Origin of the sequence: Streptomyces sp. P9(2023) (assembly GCF_032436795.1) — a bacterium.
Classification (GTDB): Bacteria; Actinomycetota; Actinomycetes; order Streptomycetales; family Streptomycetaceae; genus Streptomyces.
On record NZ_JAUPWM010000005.1, the window covers coordinates 22,950 to 46,261 of the forward strand.

Below are 23,312 nucleotides of genomic sequence, written 5' to 3' on the forward strand. Positions count from 1 at the left end.
GAGCATGCATGGACCAGAAGCCGACCCGCCTCCGGATCACCGACGCGGCCCACACCCTCATGCGCACCGTGGGCCTGGCCCGCACCACGACGAAGCAGATCGCCAAGGAGGCGGGCTGCTCGGAGGCGGCGCTCTACAAGTACTTCCCGAGCAAGGAGGACCTGTTCGTGACCGTCCTCAACGAGCGGCTGCCCCAACTCGGCGGACTCCTCGGCACCCTCGTCGCCGACCCCGGCGGCCGGGGGGTCGAGGAGAACCTCACCGAGATCGCCCGCCAGGCAGCGCTCTTCTACGAGCAGACCTTCCCGATCGCCGCCTCGCTCTACGCCGAACCCAGCCTCAAGCGCCGCCACGACGACGTCATGCGCGAACTGGGCGTCGGCCCGCACCGGCCGATCGAGGGCCTCGCCGCCTACCTCCGCGCCGAACAGCAGCACGGTCGCATCGGTCCCGACGCCGACCCGCTCGCCGCCGCCTCGCTGCTCCTGGGAGCCTGCGTCCAGCGCGCGTTCGCCTGGGAGATGACCCCGGACGGCCGGCCCCCGCAGGACCTCGACACCTTCGCGAGCTCCCTCGCCCGCACGCTGATGACGGGCATCGCCGCACCGGAATGACGTTGCCGCGCGGGGTCCCGCCGGGCCACGCTGTCTCCCATGCGCCTACGAGTCCGTGAGTTCAGGCCCCGAACCGGCCCGCGGGAGCACCGCGTCGTGCAGCCCTGGCACCCGCTGCGGCACACCACGCTCAACGACCCGCTCGGCGACAGCTGGGGCTATCTCCTCGGGGACCACGACGGGCTGTCCCGACTCGCCGCCCTGTTCTCCTTCGCGGCCTTCTCCCGCCACACGATCGTCCACGTGCCACTGCGCGAGAGCCTTCCGCGCACCTACGCCCCCGGGGTGCCGGTCGACCTCGTCCTCGCCCACCCCTCGGCCGGCCTGCGTCCCTCCGCCTGGCCGCGGCTGAGGGCCCGCCTCCGGGACGGCCGCCCGCTGACCGTCCGTACGAACGAGGAACGCACCGCCGCCCACGCGGCCACCTGGGACACGGAGTGGGAGCGGCGCCACCGGCGCGCGACGCACTGGCTTCGGCCGGAGGTGCACGCCCACACGCTCTTCCTCTTCGGCGGCCGGGACGTCTTCGCCGCCGCGGCCACCGCCCTGGAGGCGGCGGCCGGCTTCGGCCCCCTGCAGAAGCGCGCCCTGCAAGGACACGACGCCCTGGTCGCGTCGTTCACCTCCTACCTGGAGCCCGACCACCGGTGGGACCGGCTGGAGATCGGCATCGGTTTCCAGGCCCACCCGCCCCTGCACCGCTTCACCCCGCCGGGGCGGCCAGCCAGTCGTCGACGCCCGCGAGCAGCTTCCGCCTGACGTCCTCCGGGGCCGCCGACGCGCGGATCGACTGGCGGGCCAGCTCCGCCAGCTCCGCGTCCGTGAAGGCGTGGTGGCGACGGGCGATCTCGTACTGGGCGGCCAGCCGCGACCCGAACAGCAGCGGGTCGTCGGCGCCCAGGGCCATCGGCACGCCCGCCTCGAAGAGCGTCCGCAGCGGGACGTCCTCGTGCTTCTCGTACACCCCGAGGGCCACGTTCGACGCCGGGCAGACCTCGCAGGTCACACCCCTCTCGGCGAGCTTGCGCAGCACCCGCGGGTCCTCCGCCGCCCGGACACCATGTCCGATCCGCGCCGCCCGCAGATCGTCCAGGCAGTCCCGTACGGACGCGGGGCCCGTCAGCTCGCCGCCGTGCGGGGCCGCGAGCAGGCCGCCCTCGCGGGCGATCGCGAACGCCCGGTCGAAGTCACGGGCCATGCCCCGGCGCTCGTCGTTGGAGAGCCCGAAGCCGACCACGCCCCGGTCCGCGTACCGCACGGCGAGCCGGGCGAGCGTACGGGCCTCCAGCGGGTGCTTCATCCGGTTCGCGGCCACCAGGACCCGCATCCCGAGCCCGGTCTCCCGCGCGGCCGAGTCCACCGCGTCCAGGATGATCTCCATGGCCGGGATGAGACCGCCGAGCAGCGGGGCGTACGAGGTCGGGTCGACCTGGATCTCCAGCCACCCCGAACCGTCCCGCACGTCCTCCTGGGCCGCCTCGCGCACCAGCCGCCGGATGTCCTCCGGCTCCCGCAGACAGGACCGGGCGATGTCGTACAGCCGCTGGAACCGGAACCAGCCGCGCTCGTCGGTGGCCCGCAGCTTCGGCGGGGTACCGCTGCTCAGCGCCTCCGGGAGATGGACGCCGTACTTGTCGGCCAGCTCGATGAGCGTCGTGGACCGCATCGACCCCGTGAAGTGCAGGTGCAGATGGGCCTTGGGCAGCAGGCTGATGTCGCGGAATACGTGCTCGGAAACGTGCTCGTAAGGGTGCTCGGAAACGTGCTCCATTGAAGGATCTTGCCGCACCCGAATGGACGAATACAGCCCCTTTCCCCGATCGGGGCCTGGCTAGAACGTAAAAACGGGCCCCCGGTTCCGAAGAACCGGGGGCCCGTGGCAACCCACTCACGGTGAGTACGTACGTCAGTCGCGGGCCTCGGCCAGCAGCTTCTGGAGCCGGGACACGCCCTCCACCAGGTCCTCGTCACCGAGCGCGTACGAGAGCCGCAGGTAGCCGGGGGTGCCGAAGGCCTCGCCCGGGACGACCGCGACCTCGGCCTCGTCCAGGATCAGCGCGGCCAGCTCGACCGAGCTCTGCGGGCGCTTGCCGCGGATCTCCTTGCCGAGGAGCGCCTTCACCGACGGGTACACGTAGAACGCGCCCTCCGGGGTCGGGCACAGGACGCCCTCGATCTCGTTGAGCATCCGCACGATGGTCTGGCGGCGCCGGTCGAAGGCGCGGCCCATCTCGTCGACCGCGTCCAGGTTGCCCGAGACGGCGGCGAGCGCGGCGGCCTGCGCCACGTTGCTCACGTTGGACGTGGCGTGCGACTGCAGGTTCGTCGCGGCCTTCACGACGTCCTTCGGGCCGATGATCCACCCCACCCGCCAGCCGGTCATCGCGTACGTCTTGGCGACGCCGTTGACCACGATGCACTTGTCGCGCAGCTCGGGCATGACCGACGGCAGCGAGACGGCGGAGGCGTCGCCGTACACCAGGTGCTCGTAGATCTCGTCCGTCAGCACCCACAGACCGTGCTCGACGGCCCAGCGGCCGATCGCCTCGGTCTCGGCCTCGCTGTAGACGGCGCCGGTCGGGTTGGAGGGGGAGACGAAGAGGACGACCTTGGTCCGCTCCGTCCGCGCCGCCTCCAGCTGCTCCACGGAGACGCGGTAGCCGGTGGTCTCGTCGGCGACGACGTCGACCGGGACACCGCCCGCGAGCCGGATCGACTCGGGGTACGTGGTCCAGTACGGGGCCGGGACGATGACCTCGTCGCCCGGGTCGAGGATCGCGGCGAACGCCTCGTAGATCGCCTGCTTGCCGCCGTTGGTCACCAGGACCTGGGAGGCGTCGACCTCGTAGCCGGAGTCGCGGAGCGTCTTCGCGGCGATCGCGGCCTTCAGCTCGGGCAGACCGCCGGCCGGCGTGTAGCGGTGGAACTTCGGGTTCTTGCACGCCTCGATGGCGGCTTCGACGATGTAGCCGGGCGTCGGGAAGTCGGGCTCACCCGCGCCGAAGCCGATCACCGGGCGCCCGGCGGCCTTGAGGGCCTTGGCCTTGGCGTCGACGGCGAGGGTCGCGGACTCGGAGATCGCACCGATGCGGGCGGAGACCCGGCGCTCGGTCGGAGGGGTAGCAGCGCTCATACGGCCATGCTCCCAGACCCGCTTCCCACCCGGCACACAGGTTTCAGGGAGCGGACAGGAACGGTCATTCCTGGTCGTAGCCGGGTTGGCGGGGGCTCCCACGTGCTTTCTGTTCGACGCGGGGCTGATGAACACGTACACTCACTGCTCGTTGGCCCTCACCAACCACATCTCACGATGCGGTAGGTTGGGGAAGCCGCAAAGGGTCGTAGCTCAATTGGTAGAGCACCGGTCTCCAAAACCGGCGGTTGGGGGTTCAAGTCCCTCCGGCCCTGCTACACACACCGCCAGGATGTGTGCGCATGTACGTACTTCAATGCACCGCCGTGCGGATCCACCCGGCACGGCACTGCCATGACCCGGGATCAGGTGAGAAGCGTGACGGACGCCGTGGGCTCCATCGACATGCCTGATGCCGAGGACGAGGCGCCGGACTCGAAGAAGAAGGCCCGCAAGGGCGGCAAGCGCGGCAAGAAGGGCCCGCTGGGCCGTCTCGCGCTCTTCTACCGCCAGATCGTCGCGGAACTTCGCAAGGTCGTCTGGCCCACTCGCAGCCAGCTGACGACGTACACCACCGTAGTGATTGTCTTCGTTGTCATCATGATCGGCCTTGTGACCGTGATTGACTATGGCTTCCAGGAAGCAGTCAAGTACGTCTTCGGCTGACTTCTTGTTCCACCCCATCTGTATCCAGGAAGAAGCAGCCACCGTGTCTGACCCGAACCTGAACGAGTCTGTTTCCGAGGACGAGCTCGACATCCTCGAGGCGGCCGACGAGGACCAGGCTGAGGCTGCTGACGCCGCTGCGGGCGAGGCGGCCGAAGAGGCCGCTCTGAACGTCGAGGACGAGGTCGAGGAGTCCGAGGACTCCGACGAGGACGTCGCCGACGCCGAGGACGCAGAGGACGAGGACGACGTCGAGGAGTCCGACGAGGACACCGACGTCGACGCCGAGGCCGAGACCGAAGAGGTCGAGGAGGTCGAGGAGGAGCCCGCCGCTCCCGTCGACCCGATCCAGGCCCTGCGTGACGAACTCCGCGGCCTGCCCGGCGAGTGGTACGTGATCCACACCTACGCGGGCTACGAGAAGCGCGTGAAGGCCAACCTGGAGCAGCGCGCCGTCTCGCTGAACGTCGAGGAGTTCATCTACCAGGCCGAGGTGCCCGAGGAAGAGATCGTCCAGATCAAGAACGGCGAGCGCAAGAACGTCCGGCAGAACAAGCTGCCCGGTTACGTTCTCGTCCGCATGGATCTGACGAACGAGTCCTGGGGCGTCGTCCGGAACACCCCGGGCGTCACCGGCTTCGTGGGCAACGCCTACGACCCGTACCCGCTGACCCTGGACGAGATCGTCAAGATGCTCGCCCCCGAGGCCGAGGAGAAGGCCGCCCGCGAGGCCGCCGAGGCCGAGGGCAAGCCGGCTCCGGCCCGCAAGGTCGAGGTCCAGGTGCTGGACTTCGAGGTCGGCGACTCGGTCACCGTCACCGACGGCCCCTTCGCCACCCTCCAGGCCACGATCAACGAGATCAACCCCGACTCGAAGAAGGTCAAGGGTCTGGTCGAGATCTTCGGTCGCGAGACCCCGGTCGAGCTCAGCTTCGACCAGATCCAGAAGAACTGACCCTCCCGGACCCACCCGGGGCACAGGTTTCCGACCCAGGTCAGAGTGGCTCTCACAGCCGCTCTGACCTGCTCGGTTTTTAGCCGCAGCGCTATACCCGTTATCGTGGTGCGGTATGCCTCCATCCGGATGACCGGATGGCGGGCTGAACACTCTCACTAGGACCCGGAGAGAGCAATGCCTCCCAAGAAGAAGAAGGTCACGGGGCTTATCAAGCTCCAGATCAACGCCGGTGCGGCCAACCCGGCCCCGCCGGTCGGCCCCGCACTGGGCCAGCACGGCGTCAACATCATGGAGTTCTGCAAGGCCTACAACGCCGCGACCGAGTCGCAGCGTGGCATGGTCGTGCCGGTGGAGATCACGGTCTACGACGACCGTTCCTTCACCTTCATCACCAAGACTCCGCCGGCCGCCAAGCTGATCCTCAAGGCCGCGGGTGTGGACAAGGGCTCCGGCGAGCCGCACAAGACCAAGGTCGCCAAGCTGACGGCCGCCCAGGTCCGCGAGATCGCCACGGTCAAGCTCCCCGACCTGAACGCCAACGACCTTGACGCCGCGTCGAAGATCATCGCCGGCACCGCCCGTTCCATGGGCATCACGGTCGAGGGCTGATCACCCCCCTCGTGACCTCCAGTGGTAGGGCCGGCGCGGCCCGCACCACGACTCCATACCTGAACCAACAGGAGCAGAAGTGAAGCGCAGCAAGGCTCTCCGCAGCGCGGACGCCAAGATCGACCGGGAGCGTAACTACGCCCCCCTCGAGGCCGTCCGTATCGCCAAGGACACCGCCGCCACCAAGTTCGACGGCACCGTCGAGGTCGCCTTCCGCCTGGGCGTCGACCCGCGCAAGGCCGACCAGATGGTCCGTGGCACCGTGAACCTCCCGCACGGCACCGGTAAGACCGCCCGGGTCCTGGTCTTCGCGACCGGTGACCGTGCCGAGGCCGCAGTTGCCGCTGGCGCCGACATCGTCGGTTCCGACGAGCTCATCGACGAGATTTCCAAGGGCCAGCGCCTGAACGAGTTCGACGCCGTCGTCGCCACCCCGGACCTCATGGGCAAGGTCGGCCGCCTCGGCCGCGTCCTCGGCCCGCGTGGTCTGATGCCGAACCCGAAGACCGGCACCGTCACCCCCGATGTCGCCAAGGCTGTCAACGACATCAAGGGCGGCAAGATCGAGTTCCGCGTCGACAAGCACTCGAACCTGCACTTCATCATCGGCAAGGTCTCCTTCGACGAGACGAAGCTGGTCGAGAACTACGCCGCGGCTCTGGAGGAGATCCTCCGTCTGAAGCCGTCCGCCGCCAAGGGCCGCTACATCAAGAAGGCGACCCTGACGACGACGATGGGCCCCGGCATCCCGCTGGACTCCAACCGCACCCGCAACCTCCTCGTCGAGGAGGACCCGGCCGCGGTCTGAGCCCCACAGGCTCACTGAGTGGTCAACCGGCCCCCAGCCCTCTTCGGAGGGTCTGGGGGCCGGTTTTTTTCGTACGGGACCGTCGGTGGGGTGGGCTACCGTTCCTTCGAACGACGAACTGAAGATCAAGGGGTGGGGACTCATGGGCAAGACCGCGTGGAAGCGCGCCGGCGTCTCGCTGGTGGCCGTGGCCGTCGTGGCCGGTGTCGCGGGCTGTCAGGACGGCGACGGGGGCAGGAAGGCCGCGGACGCGCCGGCGAAGCCGCAGCTCCAGACGCACGAGGCCGTCACCAAGGTCATCCAGGCCGCGTACGAGAAGACCTCGGCCGCCAAGTCCGCGAAGCTCAAGATGACCATGACGATGCCGGCCGGCCTGGGGGACGGCGGCACCGTGGAGATCACCGGCGTCCAGTCGTGGAACCCCGGGGCCATGGACATCACCATGGACGGCTCCGTGCTGAAGGCCGGTGCCCCGGACGCTCCCGAGCAGATGCGCATGATCATGCTCGACAACGTCATGTACGTGGACATGGGTACCGAGCGGGCCGCCGGGATGGACGGCAAGCGCTGGATGAAGCTCGACATGAGCGCCGCGGCGAAGAGCGGCGACGAAGAGCTCCAGAAGTCGATGAGCAACAGCTTCGGGCAGATGAACCAGGACCCGGCGCAGCAGCTCGCGCTGCTCCTGGAGTCGCCGAACCTCAAGCACGTCGGCCCCGAGAAGATCAACGGCGTCGAGACCCAGCGCTACAAGGGCACGCTCAGCGTCGAGCAGATGCTGGACGCCAACAAGGCGAAGTCCGCGGTCCTCTCGGAGAAGGAGCGCAAGGAGCTCCTCGCCAAGGTCGAGAAGGTCGGCCTGAAGGGCTACGACACCGAGGTCTGGGTCGACGCCGACGGTTACCCCTCGCGCATGGCCGTCGGGATGACCATGGGCATGGGCACGGTCCAGCTGAGGGTCGACTACACCGACTACAGCGCCAAGGTCGCCGTCCAGGCCCCGCCGGCCAAGGACACGTTCGACCTCGCCGAGATGCTGAAGGGCATCGGCGGGGGCGCCGGCCAGGCCTGAGCCGGCTGAGCCGTACGGGCGGATTTGCTCCCCGCCGCCACCGTCGCGTACTCTTCCACAGAAGCCAAAGACCGCTGGTCGTTGCCGTGTCCCGTAAGGGATCCGGTGGCCGAAGGTTCGCTGAATTGCGAACGACCCGCGTAGGTGTTCGTGGAAGAGTTCCCGGATCTGATTCGGTCGAGCTACGCCCCGTGCCCCTGCGCCGGGGCGTTTTGTTTTGTTCAGCCCCTTCTGAGCGGTCCTCATCACCCGGAAGGAGGCCGACGCTCTATGGCAAGGCCCGACAAGGCTGCCGCGGTAGCCGAGCTTGAGGACCAGTTCCGCAGCTCGAACGCCGCTGTGCTGACCGAGTACCGGGGTCTCACCGTTGCGCAGCTCAAGACGCTGCGTCGTTCGCTCGGTGAGAACGCCCAGTACGCCGTGGTGAAGAACACGCTGACCAAGATTGCGGCCAACCAGGCCGGGATCACCGCGCTGGACGAGCACTTCGCTGGTCCGACCGCGGTCGCCTTCATCACCGGTGACCCGGTGGAGTCGGCGAAGAGCCTGCGTGACTTCGCCAAGGACAACCCGAATCTCATCATCAAGGGCGGTGTCCTTGATGGTAAGGCGCTCTCCGCCGATGAGATCAAGAAGCTTGCGGACCTCGAGTCCCGCGAGGTTCTGCTCAGCAAGCTGGCCGGCGCGTTCAAGGGCAAGCAGTCTCAGGCTGCCTCGCTCTTCCAGGCGCTGCCGTCGAAGTTCGTCCGCACCGCGGAAGCGCTTCGCGTCAAGCTCGCCGAGCAGGGCGGTGCCGAGTAATTCGGCTCGCGCACTGATCCACGCCGCCTAGTGCGTGGGTCGTAGCGGGCCGTTACGCCCGCCTCTATACACATCCGGCACCTGCCGAATTAGTGGAAGGATCGCCCATCATGGCGAAGCTCACCCAGGACGACCTCCTCGCCCAGTTCGAGGAGATGACCCTCATCGAGCTCTCCGAGTTCGTGAAGGCCTTCGAGGAGAAGTTCGACGTCACCGCCGCCGCGGCCGTCGCCGTCGCCGGCCCCGCCGGCCCGGGCGCCGTTGCCGAGGCCGTCGAGGAGCAGGACGAGTTCGACGTCATCCTCACCGGCGCCGGCGAGAAGAAGATCCAGGTCATCAAGGTCGTGCGCGAGCTCACCTCCCTGGGCCTCAAGGAGGCCAAGGACCTCGTCGACGGCACCCCGAAGCCGGTCCTCGAGAAGGTCGCCAAGGAGGCCGCGGAGAAGGCTGCCGAGTCCCTCAAGGCCGCCGGCGCCTCCGTCGAGGTCAAGTAACACCTCGCGAGTCTCCTGCCACGCGCCGGTAGGCGCATGTCAGGAACAGCCTCAGGCGCTGTTCAGGCGCCTCGCCAAGGGCGATCACCCATCCGGGTGGTCGCCCTTCGGCGTACCCGGGACGGGCGTGGCGACGGGTGTGAGAGCCGCCCCCGGCGGAGTATGGTGATCTTCGCCGTGCGCCCCCGCTGACCGGGGGGCCTTGACGAACCGCACGCAGCGCGCAATTCTCAGGACGCGTCGTCACAACGATCCGTATCCGAGGCATGGATCGACGGCGGAACGGGCAGTATCGAGGTGCGCCGCACGGCGCGAGGTACCGCGGAGTTGAGAACAACGAGGGTTGCGAATTACTCGCCCTGGACATCAGTGGGCCAAGTGGCTACACTGACCCTTTGCGCTGCCTGTTAGCTGCCCCCTGCCCGTCACCTGGGGCATACCCTCGCGAGAGCATTGTCGGCAGACCTGACCTGACCTGGACTTTTGGCCATATCGGGAATTGTCTGTCCCTCTGCGTCGCTGGGGACCGGTACGCGCGTAGTGAGTCCGAGCCCTCGGAAGGACCCCCTCTTGGCCGCCTCGCGCAACGCCTCGACCAATACGAACAACGGCGCCAGCACCGCCCCGCTGCGCATCTCCTTTGCAAAGATCAAGGAGCCCCTCGAGGTTCCGAACCTCCTCGCGCTGCAGACCGAGAGCTTTGACTGGCTGCTCGGCAATGCCGCCTGGAAGGCTCGCGTCGAGGCAGCTCTCGAGTCGGGACAGGACGTCCCCAGGAAGTCGGGTCTGGAAGAGATCTTCGAGGAGATCTCGCCGATCGAGGACTTCTCCGGGTCGATGTCGCTGACCTTCCGCGACCACCGTTTCGAGCCCCCGAAGAACTCGATCGACGAGTGCAAGGACCGTGACTTCACGTACGGCGCCCCGCTCTTCGTCACCGCCGAGTTCACCAACAACGAGACCGGCGAGATCAAGTCCCAGACGGTCTTCATGGGCGACTTCCCGCTCATGACGAACAAGGGCACCTTCGTCATCAACGGCACCGAGCGTGTCGTTGTCTCGCAGCTGGTCCGTTCGCCGGGCGTCTACTTCGACTCCTCGATCGACAAGACGTCCGACAAGGACATCTTCTCGGCCAAGATCATCCCGTCCCGGGGTGCCTGGCTGGAGATGGAGATCGACAAGCGCGACATGGTCGGTGTCCGCATCGACCGCAAGCGCAAGCAGTCCGTCACCGTTCTCCTCAAGGCTCTCGGTTGGACCACCGAGCAGATCCTGCAGGAGTTCGGCGAGTACGAGTCCATGCGCGCCACCCTGGAGAAGGACCACACCCAGGGCCAGGACGACGCTCTGCTCGACATCTACCGCAAGCTGCGTCCGGGCGAGCCGCCGACCCGTGAGGCCGCTCAGACGCTGCTCGAGAACCTCTACTTCAACCCGAAGCGCTACGACCTCGCCAAGGTCGGCCGCTACAAGGTGAACAAGAAGCTCGGCGCGGACGAGCCGCTGGACGCCGGTGTCCTGACCACCGACGACATCATCGCCACCATCAAGTACCTGGTGAAGCTCCACGCGGGCGAGCAGGAGACGGTCGGCGAGTCGGGCCGGGAGATCGTCGTCGAGACCGACGACATCGACCACTTCGGCAACCGTCGTCTGCGTAACGTCGGCGAGCTCATCCAGAACCAGGTCCGTACGGGTCTGGCTCGTATGGAGCGCGTCGTGCGTGAGCGCATGACCACCCAGGACGTCGAGGCGATCACGCCGCAGACCCTGATCAACATCCGGCCGGTCGTCGCCTCCATCAAGGAGTTCTTCGGCACCAGCCAGCTGTCGCAGTTCATGGACCAGAACAACCCGCTGTCGGGTCTGACGCACAAGCGTCGTCTCTCGGCGCTGGGTCCCGGTGGTCTGTCCCGTGAGCGGGCCGGCTTCGAGGTCCGAGACGTGCACCCGTCCCACTACGGACGTATGTGCCCGATCGAGACCCCCGAAGGCCCGAACATCGGTCTGATCGGTTCGCTCGCCTCGTACGGCCGCGTCAACGCGTTCGGCTTCATCGAGACGCCGTACCGCAAGGTCACCGACGGCCAGGTCACCGACGAGGTCGACTACATCACGGCCGACGAAGAGGACCGCTACGTCATCGCCCAGGCGAACGCGACCCTGAACGACGAGCTCCGCTTCACCGAGCCGCGCGTTCTGGTCCGCCGCCGTGGTGGCGAGGTCGACTACGTCCCGCCGACCGAGGTCGACTACATGGACGTCTCGCCGCGCCAGATGGTGTCGGTCGCGACGGCCATGATCCCCTTCCTCGAGCACGACGACGCCAACCGTGCCCTCATGGGCGCGAACATGATGCGTCAGGCGGTGCCGCTGATTAAGTCCGAGGCCCCGCTCGTCGGTACCGGCATGGAGTACCGCTGTGCCACCGACGCCGGTGACGTGCCGAAGGCCGACAAGGACGGTGTCGTCCAGGAGGTCTCGGCCGACTACATCACCGTCGCCAACGACGACGGCACGTACACCACGTACCGGATGGCCAAGTTCTCCCGCTCGAACCAGGGCACCTCGGTCAACCAGAAGGTCGTCGTCTCCGAGGGCGACCGGGTCATCGAGGGCCAGGTCCTCGCCGACGGGCCGGCCACCGAGAACGGTGAGATGGCGCTCGGCAAGAACCTGCTCGTGGCGTTCATGCCGTGGGAGGGTCACAACTACGAGGACGCGATCATCCTGTCGCAGCGCCTCGTGCAGGACGACGTCCTCTCCTCGATCCACATCGAGGAGCACGAGGTCGACGCCCGTGACACCAAGCTCGGCCCGGAGGAGATCACCCGGGACATCCCGAACGTCTCCGAGGAGGTCCTCGCCGACCTCGACGAGCGCGGCATCATCCGTATCGGTGCCGAGGTCGTCGCCGGCGACATCCTCGTCGGCAAGGTCACGCCCAAGGGTGAGACCGAGCTGACCCCGGAGGAGCGTCTGCTCCGCGCGATCTTCGGCGAGAAGGCCCGTGAGGTCCGTGACACCTCGCTGAAGGTGCCGCACGGCGAGACCGGCAAGATCATCGGTGTCCGCGTCTTCGACCGCGAGGAGGGCGACGAGCTTCCCCCGGGCGTGAACCAGCTGGTCCGCGTCTACGTCGCCCAGAAGCGCAAGATCACCGATGGTGACAAGCTCGCCGGCCGTCACGGCAACAAGGGTGTCATCTCGAAGATCCTTCCGATCGAGGACATGCCGTTCCTCGAGGACGGAACTCCGGTCGACATCATCCTGAACCCGCTGGGTGTCCCGTCCCGAATGAACCCGGGACAGGTCCTGGAGATCCACCTCGGCTGGCTCGCCAGCCGCGGCTGGGACGTCTCCGGCCTCGCGGACGACTGGGCGCAGCGCCTCCAGTCCATCGGCGCCGACGTGGTCGCCCCGGGCACCAACGTCGCCACCCCCGTCTTCGACGGTGCGCGTGAGGACGAGCTCGCGGGTCTGCTCCAGCACACGATCCCGAACCGCGACGGCGAGCGCATGGTGCAGCCGACCGGTAAGGCGCGTCTGTTCGACGGCCGCTCCGGCGAGCCGTTCCCGGACCCGATCTCCATCGGGTACATGTACATCCTCAAGCTCCACCACCTGGTCGACGACAAGCTGCACGCCCGGTCGACCGGTCCGTACTCGATGATCACCCAGCAGCCGCTGGGTGGTAAGGCCCAGTTCGGTGGCCAGCGCTTCGGTGAGATGGAGGTGTGGGCGCTGGAGGCATACGGCGCCGCGTACGCCCTCCAGGAGCTGCTGACGATCAAGTCCGACGACGTGACCGGCCGCGTGAAGGTCTACGAGGCCATCGTCAAGGGCGAGAACATCCCTGAGCCCGGCATCCCCGAGTCCTTCAAGGTGCTCATCAAGGAGATGCAGTCCCTGTGCCTCAACGTGGAGGTGCTGTCCTCGGACGGCATGTCCATCGAGATGCGCGACACCGACGAGGACGTCTTCCGCGCAGCGGAGGAGCTCGGTATCGACCTGTCCCGGCGCGAGCCGAGCAGCGTCGAAGAGGTCTGACGGGAGTCCGGTCCGGGGGCTCAGCAATGAGCCCCCGGCCGGCCCCAGGACCCCCGTTTCAGACCCCAAGACTTACAACCCTGAGAGGGATTGACGCATAGTGCTCGACGTCAACTTCTTCGATGAGCTCCGGATCGGTCTGGCCACCGCTGACGACATCCGTCAGTGGAGCCACGGCGAGGTCAAGAAGCCTGAGACCATCAACTACCGCACGCTCAAGCCTGAGAAGGACGGACTCTTCTGCGAGAAGATTTTCGGTCCGACGCGGGACTGGGAGTGCTACTGCGGCAAGTACAAGCGTGTCCGCTTCAAGGGCATCATCTGTGAGCGGTGTGGCGTCGAGGTCACCCGCGCCAAGGTGCGCCGTGAGCGGATGGGCCACATCGAGCTCGCCGCTCCCGTCACCCACATCTGGTACTTCAAGGGCGTCCCGTCGCGCCTGGGGTACCTGCTCGACCTCGCGCCGAAGGACCTCGAGAAGGTCATCTACTTCGCCGCGTACATGATCACGTTCGTCGACGACGAGCGTCGTACGCGTGACCTGCCCTCGCTGGAGGCGCACGTCTCCGTCGAGCGTCAGCAGATCGAGAACCGTCGCGACTCCGACCTGGAGGCCCGCGCCAAGAAGCTCGAGACCGACCTGGCCGAGCTTGAGGCCGAGGGTGCCAAGGCCGACGTGCGCCGCAAGGTGCGCGAGGGCGCCGAGCGTGAGATGAAGCAGCTGCGCGACCGTGCGCAGCGCGAGATCGACCGTCTCGACGAGGTCTGGAACCGCTTCAAGAACCTCAAGGTCCAGGACCTGGAGGGCGACGAGCTCCTCTACCGCGAGCTGCGTGACCGCTTCGGCACGTACTTCGACGGTTCGATGGGTGCGGCTGCTCTGCAGAAGCGTCTTGAGTCGTTCGACCTCGAGGAGGAGGCCGAGCGCCTCCGCGAGATCATCCGTACCGGCAAGGGCCAGAAGAAGACCCGTGCGCTCAAGCGCCTCAAGGTCGTCTCCGCGTTCCTGCAGACCGCGAACAGCCCCAAGGGCATGGTTCTCGACTGCGTGCCGGTGATCCCGCCGGACCTGCGTCCGATGGTGCAGCTGGACGGTGGCCGCTTCGCGACCTCCGACCTGAACGACCTGTACCGCCGTGTGATCAACCGCAACAACCGTCTGAAGCGTCTGCTCGACCTCGGTGCCCCCGAGATCATCGTGAACAACGAGAAGCGGATGCTCCAGGAGGCGGTCGACGCCCTCTTCGACAACGGCCGTCGTGGTCGCCCGGTCACGGGCCCCGGCAACCGTCCGCTGAAGTCCCTCAGCGACATGCTGAAGGGCAAGCAGGGTCGATTCCGTCAGAACCTGCTCGGTAAGCGTGTGGACTACTCCGCGCGTTCCGTGATCGTCGTCGGTCCGCAGCTGAAGCTGCACCAGTGTGGTCTGCCGAAGGCCATGGCGCTGGAGCTCTTCAAGCCGTTCGTGATGAAGCGCCTGGTCGACCTGAACCACGCGCAGAACATCAAGTCCGCCAAGCGGATGGTCGAGCGCGGCCGCACGGTCGTGTACGACGTCCTCGAAGAGGTCATCGCCGAGCACCCGGTTCTGCTGAACCGTGCGCCCACGCTGCACCGCCTCGGCATCCAGGCCTTCGAGCCCCAGCTGGTCGAGGGCAAGGCCATCCAGATCCACCCGCTCGTCTGCACCGCGTTCAACGCGGACTTCGACGGTGACCAGATGGCCGTGCACCTGCCGCTCTCCGCGGAGGCGCAGGCCGAGGCCCGCATCCTGATGCTGTCCTCGAACAACATCCTGAAGCCGGCCGACGGCCGTCCGGTCACGATGCCGACCCAGGACATGGTCCTCGGTCTGTTCTTCCTGACCACCGACGGTGAGCTCCGTGACACCAAGGGCGAGGGCCGCGCGTTCGGCTCCACGGCCGAGGCGACCATGGCGTTCGACAACGGCGAGCTCGCGCTGCAGTCGCCGATCGACATCCGCTTCCCGATCGGCACCGTTCCGCCGCGCGGCTGGGTTCCCCCGGTCCGCGAAGAGGGCGAGCCGGAGTGGCAGCAGGGTGACTCGTTCCGTCTGCGGACGACCCTGGGCCGCGCGCTCTTCAACGAGCTGCTGCCCGAGGACTACCCCTTCGTCGACTACTCGGTCGGCAAGAAGCAGCTCTCCGAGATCGTCAACGACCTCGCCGAGCGCTACCCCAAGGTCATCGTGGCGGCGACGCTCGACAACCTGAAGGCGGCGGGCTTCTACTGGGCGACCCGTTCCGGCGTCACCGTGGCCATCTCCGACGTCGTCGTGCCCGAGGCCAAGAAGGCCATCGTCAAGGGCTACGAGGAGCAGGACGAGAAGGTCCAGAAGCAGTACGAGCGCGGTCTGATCACCAAGGAAGAGCGCACTCAGGAGCTCATCGCGATCTGGACCAAGGCGACCAACGAGGTTGCCGAGGCGATGAACGCGAACTTCCCGAAGACGAACCCCATCTTCATGATGGTTGACTCGGGTGCCCGAGGAAACATGATGCAGATGCGTCAGATCGCGGGTATGCGTGGTCTGGTGTCGAACGCCAAGAACGAGACGATCCCGCGTCCCATCAAGGCGTCCTTCCGTGAGGGCCTCACCGTCCTCGAGTACTTCATCTCGACGCACGGTGCCCGTAAGGGTCTCGCCGACACCGCCCTGCGTACCGCCGACTCGGGTTACCTGACCCGTCGTCTGGTGGACGTCTCGCAGGACGTGATCATCCGCGAGGAGGACTGTGGCACCGAGCGCGGTCTGAAGCTGCGGATCGCCGAGAAGGGTGCCGACGGCATCCTGCGGAAGACGGACGACGTCGAGACCTCCGTGTACGCGCGGATGCTCGCCGAGGACGTCGTCGTGGACGGCAAGGTCATCGCGCCGGCCAACGTCGACCTGGGTGACGTGCTCATCGACGCGCTCGTGGGCGCCGGCGTGGAGGAGGTCAAGACGCGTTCGGTCCTGACCTGTGAGTCCGCCGTCGGTACCTGTGCCTTCTGCTACGGCCGCTCGCTGGCCACCGGCAAGCTGGTCGACATCGGTGAGGCGGTCGGCATCATCGCCGCCCAGTCCATCGGTGAGCCCGGTACCCAGCTGACGATGCGTACCTTCCACACCGGTGGTGTGGCCGGTGACGACATCACCCAGGGTCTGCCCCGTGTCGTCGAGCTCTTCGAGGCCCGTCAGCCCAAGGGTGTCGCCCCGATCTCGGAGGCGGCCGGCCGCGTCCGTATCGAGGAGACCGAGAAGACCAAGAAGATCGTCGTCACCCCGGACGACGGCAGCGACGAGACGGCGTTCCCGATCTCGAAGCGTGCCCGTCTGCTGGTGGGCGAGGGCGACCACGTCGAGGTGGGCCAGAAGCTCACCGTGGGTGCCACCAACCCGCACGACGTGCTGCGGATCCTCGGTCAGCGCGCGGTCCAGGTCCACCTGGTCGGCGAAGTCCAGAAGGTCTACAACTCGCAGGGCGTGTCGATCCACGACAAGCACATCGAGATCATCATCCGGCAGATGCTGCGCCGTGTGACGATCATCGAGTCCGGCGACGCGGAGCTCCTGCCGGGCGAGCTGGTCGAGCGGTCGAAGTTCGAGACCGAGAACCGTCGTGTGGTCACCGAGGGCGGTCACCCCGCCTCCGGCCGTCCGCAGCTGATGGGTATCACCAAGGCCTCGCTGGCGACGGAATCCTGGCTGTCGGCCGCCTCCTTCCAGGAGACGACCCGAGTCCTGACGGATGCGGCGATCAACGCCAAGTCCGACAGCCTCATCGGCCTCAAGGAGAACGTCATCATCGGTAAGCTCATCCCGGCCGGTACGGGCCTCGCCCGCTACCGCAACATCCGGGTCGAGCCGACCGAGGAGGCCAAGGCCGCGATGTACTCGGCCGTCGGCTACGACGACATCGACTACTCGCCGTTCGGCACGGGCTCCGGCCAGGCCGTTCCGCTGGAGGACTACGACTACGGTCCGTACAACCAGTAAGCGAGTCGCTTGAAGTACCGCAGGGCGGTCACCCCGTTTCGTACGGGGTGGCCGCCCTTCGGGGTTTCAGCGGCTCGCGATCTCCCACAGGGCGAAGCCGAGGCCGGCGGTGGCGGTGAGGGCGGCGACCGAGGCCAGGGGCCAGCGGGCGCGTTCCAGTGCGTCGAGGCGGGCCTCGTGGTCGGCGAGCTGCTTGTCGGTCTGGTCGCTGCGCTGGACGAGCAGCGCGAGCGAGCCGTCGACCCGGGCGAACCCGGCCTCAAGGGTGCCGCGCAGCCGTTCCAGTTCCAGCGCCACCGCCACCGGGTCGTTCGGGTCAGACTCGGTCATCGGCCGCCCCCGGGGTGGTGCGCAGCCAGGAGGGCAGCAGGTTCTGTACGGCCGGTACCGCCATCACCCGGGTGAGCGCGCCGGCGGCCGCCAGCGCCCCGGCGATCAGGGGGAGGGTCGCCGGTACGCCCGCGGCCTCCACGATCGCGGGCAGGACGACGGCGATGCCGACCGCGGTCTGCAGGACGGTACGGGCGGTGCGCCTGGTGTTCTCGGACAGGGCCATGGGGGCTCCTCAGATGTGGGGGACTTTGAGCGCGTTCCAGGAGGCGGCGCCCGGCCAGCCGTCGGCGTCGGAGCCGCGGAAGCCGAGCTTGCGCTGCCAGGCGGCGTACGACTGGCGGTCGGACTCGGACCAGCGGGGGCTCGGGCCGACCTGGTAGCGGCCGCAGCCCTCGGCGACCAGTCGGCGGCCCATCGCGGTGACGATCGGGGAGCTCGGGGTGGTCTTGAAGAACGACGTGCCCGGGAAGGGCTGGTAGCGGGGGGTGGCCGGCCCGGGCGGGGGCGTGGGCTTCGACGGCGCGGAGCCCAGCCGCTTCTGGACCCGGTCGCGCATCCCCGGCATCGCGAAGCCGCGCGGGTCGCTCTTCCAGTCGGACCACTCCAGGTGTCCGATGACGGACTTGGCGCCCCAGTCGTGGGCCCGGCAGAGCGCGGCGGAGGTCCGTTCGATGGCGTCGAGCTGGGCGGCCGGCCAGGGGTCGTCGCCGTTGCCGAGGTTGACGCACTCGAAGCCGTAGAAGCGGGAGTTGCCGTCCACGGCGCCGGGGCTGCCCTGGTGGTGGCGGGGGGTCGGCGGCCGGGTCCCGTAGGTCTCGCTGATCACGGCCTGGAGGACCGAGGGGTCGCCGCCGCCCGCGTGGTTGGCGCGGCCGTTGGCGATGAGGTGGACCGTGCCGTCCTTGGCGATCACGCCGTGGCAGAGCGGGCCCGGCAGTCCGGTGTAGCCGTTGTAGCAGAGCTCGACGGACGAGGCGGTACCGCTGGAGACGGTGTGGTGGATCATCACGCCGACGACGGGGCCCCAGGCTCCCGCCTGGTTGCGGTGGTGGGTGCGCCAGCCGTCGTGCTCGACGACCTTGACGCCTTCGGCGCGGAGCGCGGCGACCAGCCGGTCCGCCGAGAGGGGAGTGGCCATCCGGTGTTCCTCCAGACAAGCGAATGCCCCGGCCTTCGGGGCGCGGGGGCGGGGGTACGGGTGGGGCGCGGGGGCTACGGAGCGGGCTCGGGCTCCGGGTCGGGAGTCGGGGGCGGGGTCGGGGTCGGCTCGGGGTCCGGGGCCGGCGGGGCAGGCGCCCACGTCGCGCACAGGGCGGCGTACGCGGTGCGGCGGCTCTCGAAGTCGGCCAGGGCGGTGGTGACGGCCACTTCGACGGCGGTCGGGTCGGGGACGACCGGTTCGCCGTTCTCGCCGTTGACGAGCACCGTCGCGTAGCCGCGCAGTACGGCGTCCCGGACGCCGGTCTCGCTGGTCTGGGCGGTGACGTACACCGACGGGTACTGGCCGGTGACCGGGTCTCGCTCCAGCGTGTTGCCGAGGGTGCTGTCGTAGACGCGGACGTCGAGGGTGTGGCCGCCCTCGGTGACGACGGCGCGGCCCGCGTAGTCGATGGCCACGCCCCAGGGCTGTGCGGGGTCGATGTTCATGGTGGTGCTCCGATCAGGTCTGGGTGCCGTAGATCAGGACGGGCTGGGCGTAGACCGTCCCGCCGCCGGCCATGGCCTGGATCTCGATCAGCATGGTCTGGCCGAACCGGGTGTTCATGTCGCCGGGAAGCAGGCCGGTGTGGTCGTACGTCGAGCCGGCCGTGACGGTGGGGCCGAACTGCTGGCCGTCGACCAGGACCTTCACCTGGCCGGTGGCGCCGGTGGACACCGCCGTGTTCACGGACAGCCGCAGCTTCGGCTGCCAGACGGGGTTGAAGGAGCGGGCGACCGTGGTGAAGCCGGCGCTGGTGGTGGACGGCCAGTGGGCCTTGTCGACGTTCATCGGCGGCATCAGGTTCAGCCAGGGCCGGGCGAGGCCGCCGGTCATGATGTCGTCCGCGAAAATCTCGTGGCCGTAGCCGTCGAAGATCCGGAACAGCGGCCGGTTGATGGTGACGCCGCCGGTCTGGGCGGGCGGGCGGATCTCGCTGACGGCCGGCCGGGTGTTCACGGCCGTGGACAGGGCCTTGAGCCGGCGCTCCATCTGGTTGAGCCGGTCGATGATGTCCTCGGGCAGCTGGGGCATCAGGCCTCCTCGAGGTAGAGCTCGGCGGTGTCGGGGCGGCCGCGTTCCGGGGGAGTGACCTTGACGCCGATGATGCGGTAGCGGGCGTCGAGACCCTGGGAGTACCACTCGTCCGTGATGCGGATGCGGGCGACCCGGCCGATGAGCGCCGGCGGGACGATCCCGCCGAGGTGGATGCTGATCGCGGGGATCACGACGGCGCCCTGGGCCTCGGCGAGTTCCCGCTTGGCCAGCGAGTCGAGGGTGAGCGTGTCGGTGACCTCGTTGTGGTCGGAGGACAGGTCGATCAGCGGCCAGCCGTCCGCGAGCAGATCGCTGGCGACCTGCTCGGTGGAGACGATCGGCCGGGACTCGGTCCCGGCGTTGGAGTTCGTCGACGCGCCGCGGGCCAGCGCGGTGGTGCCGCCGCGGGTCGCGTCGTACGGGAAGGAGTACGACAGGATGACGCCGGGCCGGTCGAAGAGCAGATCGGTGGCACCGTTGACGATCTTGGGCCAGCCGAGCCGGAGCTGCCGGACCCGCTTGCCGTCGGTCGGGTCGCGGTAGACCAGGACCTGGTGCTCGAAGCCGTTCTGCAGGGCGGCCAGCTGGTCGAGCGCCTCCAGGTAGACGGTCTCGTCGCCCTTGCGCCAGGAGGCCGTCCGGAGGACCTCGGAGGCCTCGGTGCCGTAGGTGATCCCGAGGCGGCGCGGCTGCTTCCCGTCCGGCAGCGGGACGGTGGGGTCGTCCTGGCGGTCGAGTTCCTTCCACAGCCTGCGGGCGATCTCCAGCTGGTCGGTCGGGGTCGTGAACGTGATGTCGGTACGGATGCGGCGGCGGCTCGCGTACGAGTCGAAGGTGGCGGCCTGGATGCCGAGGGTCAGCACCCCGCGCCCGCTGGACTGCAGCGTGGTGGTCCAGACGATGCCGCCCCACCACAGGTCGCCGCCGCGCTCCAGGTAGACCGAGGTGCGGCCCTCGCGGACCTTCTTGACCCGGTCGGCGATGTCCTTGTTGGGGATGGGGATGGTGCCGGACAGTGAGCCGGCCTTGCCGATGTAGTCGTCGAAGGAGACGTCCCGCAGGGGCAGGATGTCGAGGGTCTGGTCGGTGATCAGGTCGCAGAAGATCGCCCGGTAGGGCGTGTCGAGTGCCATGGGGCGGGCCTCACTGGAGGATGTAGGTGGCGCTGACGCGGACGTTGCGGGCCGGGACCAGGGCTCCGTTCGAGGACCAGGTGCGCAGCGTCACCTGGCCGGAGGTCGAGATGTACGCCCCGCCGTCACCGAAGCCGTCGCTGGCCGGGGCCTCGACGGTGATGGCCGGGCGCCAGCCGGCCGGCAGGATGCACATCGGGTCGTCGGGGGTGTTGCCCGCGGAGCCGGCGTCGACCTGGCTGGTACGGGTGCAGGTGACGGAGACGGTGGCGATGCCGCGGGTGCGGCGGGCGTCGAACGCCACCACGGTCCAGTTGGCGAGCGGGGCGACACCGGAGTTGGCGCTCTCCAGCACGACGGGCGGGTAGGCGACCCAGGAGCTGCCGTTCCAGCGCTGGAGCTGACCGCCGCTGTCCCGGTACTGGCCGACGTAACCGCCGGTGGACAGCGTGCCGCTGGGCGCGATGCCGCCGATCTCCTTCGGGTACGCGACCCAGGAGGTGCCGTCCCAGCGCTGCAGGAGGTGGGCGTTGTCGTTGTCCTGGTACTGGCCCGGGTAACTGCCCGGCACCGCCGCGTTGTTGTAGACGGGCAGGATGCCGCCGACGCCCGCGGTGGTGACCCGCAGGTCGGTGACGGTCCCCGCCGTGGTCCAGGGGATGCCGCCGGTGCCGGCCGAGGCCGCGGCGGGGACCTTGACCGTGAACAGCGTGAGCGAGAGGGCCGGCGCGCCCGGGGGCTCCGGGACGGCCTTCGCCTCGCCCTGGACGATCTCGACGGTGGCCTCGCTCTTCTGCGAGCCGTCGAACTGGTCGTCCCGCACGCGCAGGACGACGAGGTCGATGCGCGGATGGAGCGGGCTGCCGTCGGCGAAGGTGAGGACGGTGTCCGCGTCGAGCGTGACGTGGTACGGCCCCTGGGCGGCCGGGCCCTGGATGACGGCCCGGCCGGCGAAGAGGGTGGCGGTCATCGGCCCGTTGCCGCTCATCCACAGCCCGCCGACGCGGTACTTGCCGTCGTCCGTGCCGGGCAGGATGCCGGAGCGGGCGGTGAGGGGTCCGGAGGGGGTGGTCGCACCGATGTCGGTGTGGCGGGTGTCGAGGCGGGTCTGGCCGGTGGGCGAGAGCCAGCCGGTACGAAGAGCCATGGGTCTGTCTCCTGGGATCGGTGGTTACGCCAGCGGGTCGACGCGGACGAAGACGTTGTCGAACCCGGCCTTGAGATTCAGGGTGTTGGCGACGACCCGGTGCACGACGGTGACCGTGTAGGTGAGGCCGGGGGTCAGGTTCCCCAGTCGCACGGACGTGGCGACCGAGGTGTTGTGCTCGCTCGCGCAGACCGCCGCGCGCTCGTCGTCCGTGCTGTCCAGGACCACCGTCGTGCCCTGCGTCACCCGGATGTTGACGTAGGCGTAGTGGTCGGGGCTGGTGGACTGGATCCGGGCGCCGAAGCCGATCAGGACGGTCTTGGACGGCGGGGCGGTGAAGTTCACGGTCAGCGGGTTCACCGCCCGCTCGGCGAGGATCGGGGTGTAGGTCGTCGACGAGGTGGTCCCGTGGTCCAGCGTGTCGTTGTACGCGGGTCCCGGTACGGCCGGCAGCCAGGCCGAACCGTTCCACCGCTGCAGCTGGCCGAGTGCCGACTCCCGGTACTGGCCCGTGTAGCTGGCCGGCAGGGTGCCCGCGGAGGCCGGGATGATGCCGCCGATCCCCGCCGGGTACGAGACCCACTTGCCGCCGTCCCAGCGCTGGAACTGGCCGTCCGCGGTGTCCTGGTACTGGCCCGGGTAGGCACCGGGGGCCACCGGGCCCTCGGCCGGGACGATGCCGCCGACGGCCACGACCGGGGTACGCAGGTCCTTGAGCGCGGTCGCCCACGGGATGCCCCCGTTGCCCGCGCTGACTCCGGCCGGCACGGTCACCTCGTACAGCGGGAGGCTGCGCGCCGGGACGGGCATCGCCTTCGGCGTCTGCTCGGGCACGCCCTCGATGACCTCGACCACGGCCTCGTTGCGCTGGCCCTCGTAGAGCCGGTCGTAGATCCGCAGGACGACCAGGTCGACCCGGCCGTACTGGGGGTTGCCCGGGGTGAAGGTGACGGTCTGGGAGGCCGGCAGGGTCACCGGGTAGACGCCCTGGGAAATCTCGCCCTGGACGACCGCGCGCCCCTCGGAGACGGTCGCCGACATGGCGGAGGCGTTCGTCATCCAGAAGCCGGACAGCCGGAACTGGCCGCTGTACGAGCCCGGCAGGATGCCGGAGCGGACCTGGACGGGGTTGAGCATGGTGGTGGCACCGGTCTGGGTGAGCCTGGTGTCCTCGCGGGTCTGGCCGGTCTCGGCGACCCAGCTGCTGCGCAGGTTCATGGGGTTCTCCAATCGAGGGAGGGGGCGACGTCGGGAC

General features: G+C 68.6%; 21 protein-coding genes and 1 tRNA gene. 12 read left to right on the top strand and 10 right to left on the bottom strand.

The genetic code is table 11. The annotated features are described in order from the left end of the window. Nucleotides 1-8: 8 nt before the first annotated feature. Both Q5762_RS09365 and Q5762_RS09370 read left to right on the top strand, forming a co-directional pair. On the top strand, nt 9-614 hold the full coding sequence (locus Q5762_RS09365) for a TetR/AcrR family transcriptional regulator (protein WP_315891546.1): 606 nt from the start codon (nt 9-11) through the stop codon (nt 612-614). Between the two features lie 39 nt (nt 615-653). Then, entirely contained in the window at nt 654-1,373 is a 720-nt protein-coding gene (locus Q5762_RS09370) for a hypothetical protein (protein WP_315891547.1), read from the top strand. Here Q5762_RS09370 and Q5762_RS09375 read toward each other — a convergent pair. Then, nucleotides 1,318-2,385 (bottom strand): adenosine deaminase, encoded by a 1,068-nt coding sequence (locus Q5762_RS09375; RefSeq protein ID WP_315891548.1) that lies wholly within the window; start codon nt 2,383-2,385, stop codon nt 1,318-1,320. The two genes, Q5762_RS09370 and Q5762_RS09375, sit on opposite strands and share 56 nt — an antisense overlap. 135 nt (nt 2,386-2,520) lie before the next feature. Next, on the bottom strand, nt 2,521-3,747 hold the full coding sequence (locus tag Q5762_RS09380) for a pyridoxal phosphate-dependent aminotransferase (RefSeq protein ID WP_315891549.1): 1,227 nt from the start codon (nt 3,745-3,747) through the stop codon (nt 2,521-2,523). Between the two features lie 202 nt (nt 3,748-3,949). Between Q5762_RS09380 and Q5762_RS09385 the strand changes: the two genes are divergently transcribed. The 10 genes from Q5762_RS09385 (at nt 3,950) to Q5762_RS09430 (ending at nt 17,208) form a co-directional block, all read left to right on the top strand. Next, nucleotides 3,950-4,022: transfer RNA gene (locus Q5762_RS09385), tRNA-Trp, on the top strand. A 103-nt stretch (nt 4,023-4,125) separates the two neighbouring features. Further along, entirely contained in the window at nt 4,126-4,413 is a 288-nt protein-coding gene (secE, locus tag Q5762_RS09390) for a preprotein translocase subunit SecE (RefSeq protein ID WP_137993978.1), read from the top strand. A 43-nt stretch (nt 4,414-4,456) separates the two neighbouring features. Beyond that, on the top strand, nt 4,457-5,368 hold the full coding sequence (gene nusG, locus Q5762_RS09395; RefSeq protein ID WP_315891550.1) for a transcription termination/antitermination protein NusG: 912 nt from the start codon (nt 4,457-4,459) through the stop codon (nt 5,366-5,368). Nucleotides 5,369-5,545: 177 nt separating this feature from the next. Then, on the top strand, nt 5,546-5,980 hold the full coding sequence (gene rplK, locus Q5762_RS09400) for a 50S ribosomal protein L11 (protein ID WP_315891551.1): 435 nt from the start codon (nt 5,546-5,548) through the stop codon (nt 5,978-5,980). Nucleotides 5,981-6,059: 79 nt separating this feature from the next. Then, nucleotides 6,060-6,788 (top strand): 50S ribosomal protein L1, encoded by a 729-nt coding sequence (rplA, locus tag Q5762_RS09405; protein WP_315891552.1) that lies wholly within the window; start codon nt 6,060-6,062, stop codon nt 6,786-6,788. 142 nt (nt 6,789-6,930) lie between these two features. Next, on the top strand, nt 6,931-7,860 hold the full coding sequence (locus Q5762_RS09410) for a hypothetical protein (protein ID WP_315891553.1): 930 nt from the start codon (nt 6,931-6,933) through the stop codon (nt 7,858-7,860). Nucleotides 7,861-8,130: 270 nt separating this feature from the next. Continuing rightward, the gene (gene rplJ, locus Q5762_RS09415) at nt 8,131-8,661 is read left to right on the top strand and encodes a 50S ribosomal protein L10 (RefSeq protein WP_315891554.1); all 531 of its coding nucleotides are present in this window, start codon (nt 8,131-8,133) and stop codon (nt 8,659-8,661) included. Between the two features lie 110 nt (nt 8,662-8,771). Then, nucleotides 8,772-9,155: a 50S ribosomal protein L7/L12 gene (gene rplL, locus Q5762_RS09420; protein ID WP_315891555.1), complete on the top strand. Its 384-nt coding sequence runs from the start codon at nt 8,772-8,774 to the stop codon at nt 9,153-9,155. A 570-nt stretch (nt 9,156-9,725) separates the two neighbouring features. Continuing rightward, nucleotides 9,726-13,208 (top strand): DNA-directed RNA polymerase subunit beta, encoded by a 3,483-nt coding sequence (rpoB, locus tag Q5762_RS09425; RefSeq protein ID WP_315891556.1) that lies wholly within the window; start codon nt 9,726-9,728, stop codon nt 13,206-13,208. 100 nt (nt 13,209-13,308) lie between these two features. Beyond that, nucleotides 13,309-17,208, top strand: a complete 3,900-nt coding sequence (locus tag Q5762_RS09430) for a DNA-directed RNA polymerase subunit beta' (protein ID WP_315891557.1) — start codon at nt 13,309-13,311, stop codon at nt 17,206-17,208. A gap of 66 nt (nt 17,209-17,274) precedes the next feature. Here Q5762_RS09430 and Q5762_RS09435 read toward each other — a convergent pair whose 3' ends face one another. The 8 genes from Q5762_RS09435 to Q5762_RS09470 form a co-directional block, all read right to left on the bottom strand. Then, nucleotides 17,275-17,538 carry a hypothetical protein gene (locus Q5762_RS09435; protein WP_315891558.1) on the bottom strand — a complete coding sequence of 88 codons (264 nt, stop codon included), beginning with the start codon at nt 17,536-17,538 and terminating at the stop codon, nt 17,275-17,277. Then, entirely contained in the window at nt 17,525-17,758 is a 234-nt protein-coding gene (locus tag Q5762_RS09440) for a hypothetical protein (RefSeq protein ID WP_315891796.1), read from the bottom strand. Before Q5762_RS09440 ends, Q5762_RS09435 begins: the two co-directional genes overlap by 14 nt. 15 nt (nt 17,759-17,773) lie before the next feature. Next, on the bottom strand, nt 17,774-18,679 hold the full coding sequence (locus tag Q5762_RS09445; RefSeq protein ID WP_315891559.1) for a peptidoglycan-binding protein: 906 nt from the start codon (nt 18,677-18,679) through the stop codon (nt 17,774-17,776). Nucleotides 18,680-18,753: 74 nt separating this feature from the next. Continuing rightward, nucleotides 18,754-19,188, bottom strand: coding sequence for an ATP-binding protein (locus Q5762_RS09450; RefSeq protein WP_315891560.1), 435 nt, complete (start codon nt 19,186-19,188; stop codon nt 18,754-18,756). Nucleotides 19,189-19,201: 13 nt separating this feature from the next. After that, nucleotides 19,202-19,774, bottom strand: a complete 573-nt coding sequence (locus Q5762_RS09455) for a hypothetical protein (RefSeq protein WP_315891561.1) — start codon at nt 19,772-19,774, stop codon at nt 19,202-19,204. Continuing rightward, on the bottom strand, nt 19,774-20,910 hold the full coding sequence (locus Q5762_RS09460) for a hypothetical protein (protein WP_315891562.1): 1,137 nt from the start codon (nt 20,908-20,910) through the stop codon (nt 19,774-19,776). The genes Q5762_RS09455 and Q5762_RS09460 overlap by 1 nt, the downstream gene beginning before the upstream one ends. 10 nt (nt 20,911-20,920) lie before the next feature. Next, nucleotides 20,921-22,057, bottom strand: a complete 1,137-nt coding sequence (locus Q5762_RS09465; RefSeq protein ID WP_315891563.1) for a hypothetical protein — start codon at nt 22,055-22,057, stop codon at nt 20,921-20,923. 24 nt (nt 22,058-22,081) lie between these two features. After that, nucleotides 22,082-23,275 (bottom strand): hypothetical protein, encoded by a 1,194-nt coding sequence (locus Q5762_RS09470; RefSeq protein ID WP_315891564.1) that lies wholly within the window; start codon nt 23,273-23,275, stop codon nt 22,082-22,084. Nucleotides 23,276-23,312 lie beyond the last annotated feature (37 nt).